Annotated in this window: 5 protein-coding genes; all 5 read left to right on the top strand. The window is 72.3% G+C overall.

Annotated elements, in window-relative coordinates; genetic code table 11:
* Nucleotides 1-16 precede the first annotated feature (16 nt).
* Nucleotides 17-958 (top strand): 16S rRNA (adenine(1518)-N(6)/adenine(1519)-N(6))-dimethyltransferase RsmA, encoded by a 942-nt coding sequence (gene rsmA / locus AOK24_RS38220; RefSeq protein WP_055724537.1) that lies wholly within the window; start codon nucleotides 17-19, stop codon nucleotides 956-958.
* Nucleotides 959-1033: 75 nt separating this feature from the next.
* Complete coding sequence (locus AOK24_RS38215; protein WP_055724536.1) at nucleotides 1034-1930, top strand: 4-(cytidine 5'-diphospho)-2-C-methyl-D-erythritol kinase; 897 nt, start codon at nucleotides 1034-1036, stop codon at nucleotides 1928-1930.
* Between the two features lie 202 nt (nucleotides 1931-2132).
* Nucleotides 2133-2915, top strand: coding sequence for an MHYT domain-containing protein (locus tag AOK24_RS38210; RefSeq protein WP_055724535.1), 783 nt, complete (start codon nucleotides 2133-2135; stop codon nucleotides 2913-2915).
* A gap of 104 nt (nucleotides 2916-3019) precedes the next feature.
* Nucleotides 3020-4912: a sensor histidine kinase gene (locus tag AOK24_RS38205; protein WP_055724534.1), complete on the top strand. Its 1893-nt coding sequence runs from the start codon at nucleotides 3020-3022 to the stop codon at nucleotides 4910-4912.
* Between the two features lie 78 nt (nucleotides 4913-4990).
* Nucleotides 4991-6336, top strand: a 1346-nt coding sequence (locus AOK24_RS38200) for an ABC-F family ATP-binding cassette domain-containing protein (protein WP_240554315.1), incomplete at its 3' end; no start/stop codon positions are given.

Here is a 6336-nt window from a genome sequence, read left to right as displayed (position 1 = left end):
CCCGTAACCTTGTCCCGTGACCAGCCCCACCCCCGATGCCCTTCTCGGACCCGCCGACATCCGTGAGCTCGCCGCCGTTCTCGGTGTGCGGCCCACGAAGCAGCGTGGCCAGAACTTCGTCATCGACGCGAACACCGTCCGCCGGATCGTCCGGACCGCAGATGTCCGGGCGGACGATGTGGTCGTGGAGGTGGGACCGGGGCTCGGGTCGCTGACGCTCGCGCTGCTGGAGGTCGCCGACCGGGTGACGGCCGTGGAGATCGACGACGTCCTCGCGAGCGCGCTGCCCGCGACGATCGCCGCGCGGATGCCGGCCCGCGCGGAGCGGTTCGCGCTGGTGCACTCCGACGCGATGAAGGTGACCGAGCTGCCGGGCCCCGCCCCGACCGCGCTGGTCGCGAACCTGCCGTACAACGTCGCCGTACCGGTCCTGCTCCACATGCTGGAGATGTTCCCGACCATCGAGCGCACGCTGGTGATGGTCCAGTCGGAGGTCGCCGACCGCCTCGCCGCCGCGCCGGGTTCGAAGGTGTACGGCGTTCCCTCCGTGAAGGCGAACTGGTACGCCGAGGTCAAGCGGGCCGGCGCGATCGGCCGCAACGTGTTCTGGCCGGCGCCGAACGTGGACAGCGGCCTGGTGTCCCTGGTCCGCCGCACCGACCCGGTCAAGACCACGGCGTCGCGGCAGGAGGTCTTCGCGGTCGTCGACGCGGCGTTCGCCCAGCGCCGCAAGACCCTGCGGGCGGCGCTCGCGAGCTGGGCGGGCTCGGCCGCTGCCGCCGAGGCGGCGATCGTGGCGGCGGGGGTCTCACCGCAGGCGCGGGGCGAGTCGCTGACGGTGGAGGAGTTCGCGCGGATCGCGGAGAACAAGGGGGCCGGCGATGCCGAGGGCGCTGCCGGTAACACCGCCGAGCGCACGCCTTCCGGCGACGCCGGGAGCGAGACCGGAACGCCGTAGGCGTCCTGGCCGAGGGCGCGACGCCGTGCAGACCCCGCGAGCAACACCCCCACCCCGCCGACCCAAGGAGTCCGCGTGACCGTCACCGTCCGCGTCCCCGCCAAGGTGAACGTCCAGCTCGCCGTGGCCTCGCCCCGCCCCGACGGCTTCCACGACCTCGCCAACGTCTTCCTCGCCGTCGGCCTCTACGACGAGGTCACCGTCACCCCCGCCGAGGAACTCCGGATCACCTGTGAGGGCCCCGACGCCGGCCAGGTCCCCCTGGACCGTACGAACCTGGCCGCCCGCGCGGCGATCGCGCTGGGGGAGCGGTACGGGCGCGGTCCCGACGTACACATCCACATCGCGAAGGACATCCCGGTGGCCGGCGGGATGGCCGGGGGGAGTGCGGACGGCGCCGGTGCGCTGGTCGCGTGTGACGCGCTGTGGGGTACGGGGGCGTCCCGGGAGGAACTCCTCGGTATCTGCGCCGAGTTGGGGAGCGACGTCCCGTTCAGTCTCGTCGGTGGCGCGGCGCTCGGCGTCGGGCGGGGGGAGCAGCTCACCCCGCTGGAGGTCGGCGGCGATTTCCACTGGGTGTTCGCGACGGCCGTACGGGGGCTGTCGACCCCGGCGGTGTACCGGGAGTTCGACCGGCTGACGGCGGACGTCGTCGTACCCGAGCCGGTCGCGTCCCAACCCCTGCTCGACGCCCTCGCGAAGGGCGACCCCGATGCCCTCGCCGCCTCCGTGTCCAACGACCTCCAGCCCGCCGCCCTCTCCCTCTTCCCGGAGCTGAGCGCGACGCTGGACGCGGGCCGTGCGGCGGGCGCGCTCGCTGCGCTGGTCTCGGGGTCGGGCCCGACGACGGCGTACCTCGCCCGGGACGAGGCCGGGGCGGCACGTATCGCGGAGCGGCTCGCGGCGTCGGGGACGTGCCGGAGCGTGCGGACGGCCGTCGGACCCGCGCCCGGCGCGACCGTCGTGGCTTGAACTGACCTGTTAGTCATGGGCTTGTGAAGGGCTCGGGGAGATCCCGCACATGACGCGCTGACCAGTGTGAACGTCTCCTGGAATCTTGCCCGCAGCGCAGTAATTTAATGTTCAGCAATGTGGTTCATGGTCCATTTCGCGCCAGTCTGACCGGCCGGAACCGGATGGCAAGATCGGCCACCCCGGCCGAGAGGAAGTCCCGATGGGGCACATGGACCACTTCAGCGCGGGATGGGTCACGCCCGTCCTGTCGTATGTGATGGCCTGCGTCGGCTCGGCGCTCGGACTGCGCTGCACGGTCCGCGCGCTGGAGTCCGAGGGCGCGTCGAAGCGCAACTGGCTCGTCCTCGCGTCCGTCGCGATCGGCTCGGGGATCTGGACGATGCACTTCGTCGCGATGCTGGGCTTCACGGTCGACGGCACACCGATCCGGTACGACGTCCCGCTGACCGTCCTCAGCCTGCTCATGTCGGTCGGCGTGGTCGCGGCGGGCGTCTTCACCGCCGGGTACGGGCGCTCCCGCGTCACCTCGGTGGTCCTCGGCGGCCTCGGTACGGGGCTCGGGGTCGCGGCGATGCACTACACCGGCATGGCCGCGCTGAACCTGCACGGCGAGGTGAGCTACAACCCGGCGCTGGTCATCGCGTCCGTCGTGATCGCGGTCGTCGCGGCGACGGCGGCGCTGACGCTGACGCTGGTCGTCCGGGGCCCGGTGCTGGCGGCCCTCGCCGCGCTCGTGATGGGGCTCGCGGTGAGTTCGATGCACTACACGGCGATGTTCGCGGTCGAGATCTCGCTCGCGCCGAGCAGCGCGGCGCTGGCGGGGGTGACGGCGACGCAGTTCATCTTCCCGCTGGCCGTGGTGCTGGGGTCGTTCCTGTTCCTGGCGTCCGCGTACGTCGCGCTGTCGCCGACCGGCGCGGGGCGAAACGATTCGGCGGTGGCCGCGGAACTGCTCCGCGAGGTCGAGCTGACGACGGCGTGAGCGGTACCGGCATGGCTCGCTGAGCCTTTTTGTGGACCGGGTGCGGTGCCGTATCGGGGGTCGGCGCCGCGCCCCTTTTTCCTGAGCTTCTCTGAGAGGTCTCCATGCGTATCCCCCGAGCGACCGACCGCCTGCGGCCCAGATCCGTCCGCGCGAAGATCGTCGCCCTCCTGATGCTGCCCGTCGTCTCGCTGATGGCCCTGTGGGGCTTCGCCGCCGTGACGACCGCCTCCAGCATCGGCGACGCCGAACGCGGCAAGGACGTCAACGCCGAACTCCTCGCGCCCGTCGGGGAGTTCGTCACCGACGTGCAGGGCGAACGGACGGCCGCGCTGCGCGGGGACCCCGACGGCTACCGGAAGGCGCAGACCGCCACCGACCGGGCCGCCGCCGTCGTCCTGGAGGGCATCAACTCCGCCGGCTCCGACGCCGGGCTCCTCGACGCGGCGCTCCCCGCGCGGCTCGACGCGCTCAAGGGGGACACCCGGGCGCTCACCGCGCTGCGTACGCGTCCCACGTTCGACGGCTACTCGGCGATCGTCCGGCACGGGTTCGCCGTCACCGGCGCGCTCGCCGGCGCCGTACACAGCGCGGACGCCTCCGACGCGCGGGTCCTGCTGGAGCTGGGGCGGGCGCGGGAGGCCGTCGCGCAGGAGCAGGCGCTGCTCGCGGACGGGCAGTTGACGCGGGCCGAGTACGCCCCGTTCGTCGGCGCCGTCGCGAACCAGCGGGAACTGCTCGAACCGGCCGTCGCCGATCTGAAGGCCGAGCACCGGGCGGCGTACCGGCGGGTGCTCGACGGGGACCGGTACGCGACCGTGCGCGCCGTCGAGGACCAGGTGCGGAAAACCGGCGCCGTCCCCTCGCTCACCGGGTGGGACCTGGCGGTCGGGCAGGTGCTCGGCGGGCTGGCGGGCGCCGAGGCGGACGCCGGGGTCGCCGCGACCGCCAAGGCGAACCCCTTCGGGTGGGACACGCTCGGGGCGTCCGGCGTCGCCGTGGTGCTCGGACTCGTCGGCGTCCTGCTGTCGCTGCTGGTGTCCGTGCTGGTCGGGCGGGGGCTGATCGTCGAGCTGCTGGACCTGCGCAACTCCGCCCTTGAGGTGGCCGGGCGGCGGCTCCCGCAGGCGATGCGGCGCCTGCACGCCGGGCAAGGCGTGGACATCGACGCCGAGGCTCCCATGCGGCGCCTCGTCGGGGACGAACTCGCCCAGGTCGGTACGGCGTTGACGGCCGTCCAGCGCGCCGCCCTCAAGGCCGCCTCCGAGCGCGCCGAACTCCTCTCCGGCATCTCCGGCGTCTACGTCAGCCTCGCCCGCCGCAGTCAGGTCCTCCTCCACCGCCAGCTCGACCTCCTCTCGGCGCTGGAACACCGCGAGCAGCACCCGGCCGACCTGCACGACCTGTACCGCGTCGACTACCTCGCGACCCGCATGCGCCGCCACTCCGAGAGCCTCCTCATCCTCTCCGGCATCGCCCCCGGCCGGGGCTGGCGCGACCCCATCGCCCTCACGGACGTCCTGCGCGCGGCCGTCTCCGAGATCGAGAACGCCGACCGGGTCCAGATCTGGGCGACCCCCCGCGTCTCCCTCGTCGGCGGCTGCGTCGCGGACGTCGTCCACCTCCTCGCGGAACTCGTCGAGAACGCCACCTCCTTCTCCCCGCCCTCGACACAGGTCCACCTCCGCGCGGCCCACCTGCGCGAGGGCATCCTCATCGAGATCGAGGACAGCGGCTTCGGCATGAACGAGGACGCCCTCACCGACGCCAACCGCAAGATCCAGTCCGACAAGGTCGACCTCCTCGACGCCAAACAGATCGGCCTCTTCGTCGTCAACCGCCTCCGCGAACGCCAGGGCCTGCGCGTGGAGCTCCGCGCCTCCGAAACCGGCGGCGTGATCGCCGGAATCTTCATCCCGGAGCACCTCGTGAGAGACGACATGCCGACGGGCGACCAGGGGAGGGGACTGGCACCGGCGGCGGGGTTGCTGGGGTGAGGGGGAACCCGCCCCGGAAGGGTGAACGGGGCGCGCGGACTACCCTGGGAGGCTGACAACCCCCTGGGCAGGAGAAACATGGCCGTCAACCTCGTCAATGTCGAGAACGTCAGCAAGGTGTACGGGACGCGTGCGCTTCTGGACGGGATCTCGCTGGGGGTGTCCGAGGGGGACCGGATCGGGGTCGTGGGGCGGAACGGGGACGGGAAGACCACGCTGATCCGGATGCTGGCCAAGGTGGAGGAGGCCGATACCGGGCGGGTGACCCATTCCGGGGGGCTGCGGCTGGGGGTGCTGACCCAGCACGACTCGCTCGACCCCGCCGCCACCGTCCGGCACGAGGTCATCCGGGACATGGCCGACCACGAGTGGGCGGGGAACGCGAAGGTCAGGGACGTACTGACCGGGCTGTTCGGCGGGCTGGACCTGCCCGGGTTCCCGCAGGGGCTGGACACCGTCATCGGGCCCCTGTCCGGCGGGGAGCGGCGGCGGATCGCGCTGGCGAAGCTGCTCATCGAGGAGCAGGACCTGATCGTGCTGGACGAGCCCACGAACCACCTCGACGTGGAGGGGATCTCGTGGCTGGCCCGGCACTTGCAGAACCGCAGGTCCGCGCTCGTGTGCGTGACGCACGACCGGTGGTTCCTGGACCAGGTGTGCACGCGGATGTGGGACGTCCAGCGGGGCACGGTGCACGAGTACGAGGGCGGCTACTCGGACTACGTCTTCGCGCGCGCAGAGCGGGAGCGGATCGCCGCGACCGAGGAGGCGAAGCGGCAGAACCTGGTCCGCAAGGAGCTGGCGTGGCTGCGGCGGGGCGCCCCGGCGCGTACGTCGAAGCCGCGGTTCCGGATCGAGGCGGCGAACGCGCTCATCGAGGACGTGCCGCCGCCGCGCGACTCCAGCGAGCTGATGAAGTTCGCGTCGTCGCGGCTCGGGAGGACGGTGTTCGACCTGGAGGACGTGACCGTCCAGGCGGGCCCCAAGACGCTGATGAAGCACATCACGTGGCAGCTCGGACCCGGCGACCGGATCGGCCTCGTCGGGGTGAACGGCGCGGGCAAGACGTCGCTGCTGCGGGCGCTCGCGCAGGCGTGGGACACCGAGGGGGAGACCCAGCCGGCCGCCGGGCGGGTCGTCGTCGGCAAGACCGTCAAGCTCGCGTATCTCTCCCAGGACGTCACCGAACTCCCGCCCACGCTGCGGGTGCTGGAGGCGGTCCAGCAGGTCCGTGAGCGCGTCGACCTCGGCAAGGGCCGCGAGATGACCGCGGGCCAGCTCTGCGAGACGTTCGGGTTCAACAAGGAGAAGCAGTGGACGCCGGTCGGCGACCTCTCCGGCGGTGAGCGGCGCCGGCTCCAGCTCCTGCGGCTCCTCATGGACGAGCCCAACGTCCTCTTCCTCGACGAGCCCACCAACGACCT

This window comes from Streptomyces niveiscabiei (assembly GCF_001419795.1).
Classification (GTDB): Bacteria; Actinomycetota; Actinomycetes; order Streptomycetales; family Streptomycetaceae; genus Streptomyces; species Streptomyces niveiscabiei.
This window is presented reverse-complemented; position numbering and strand designations above follow the sequence as displayed.

Coding starts and splice junctions, on each gene's coding strand:
- AOK24_RS38210 (WP_055724535.1), top strand. CDS start 2,133: ATGGGGCACATGGACCACTTCAGCGCGGGATGGGTCACGCCCGTCCTG.
- AOK24_RS38205 (WP_055724534.1), top strand. CDS start 3,020: ATGCGTATCCCCCGAGCGACCGACCGCCTGCGGCCCAGATCCGTCCGC.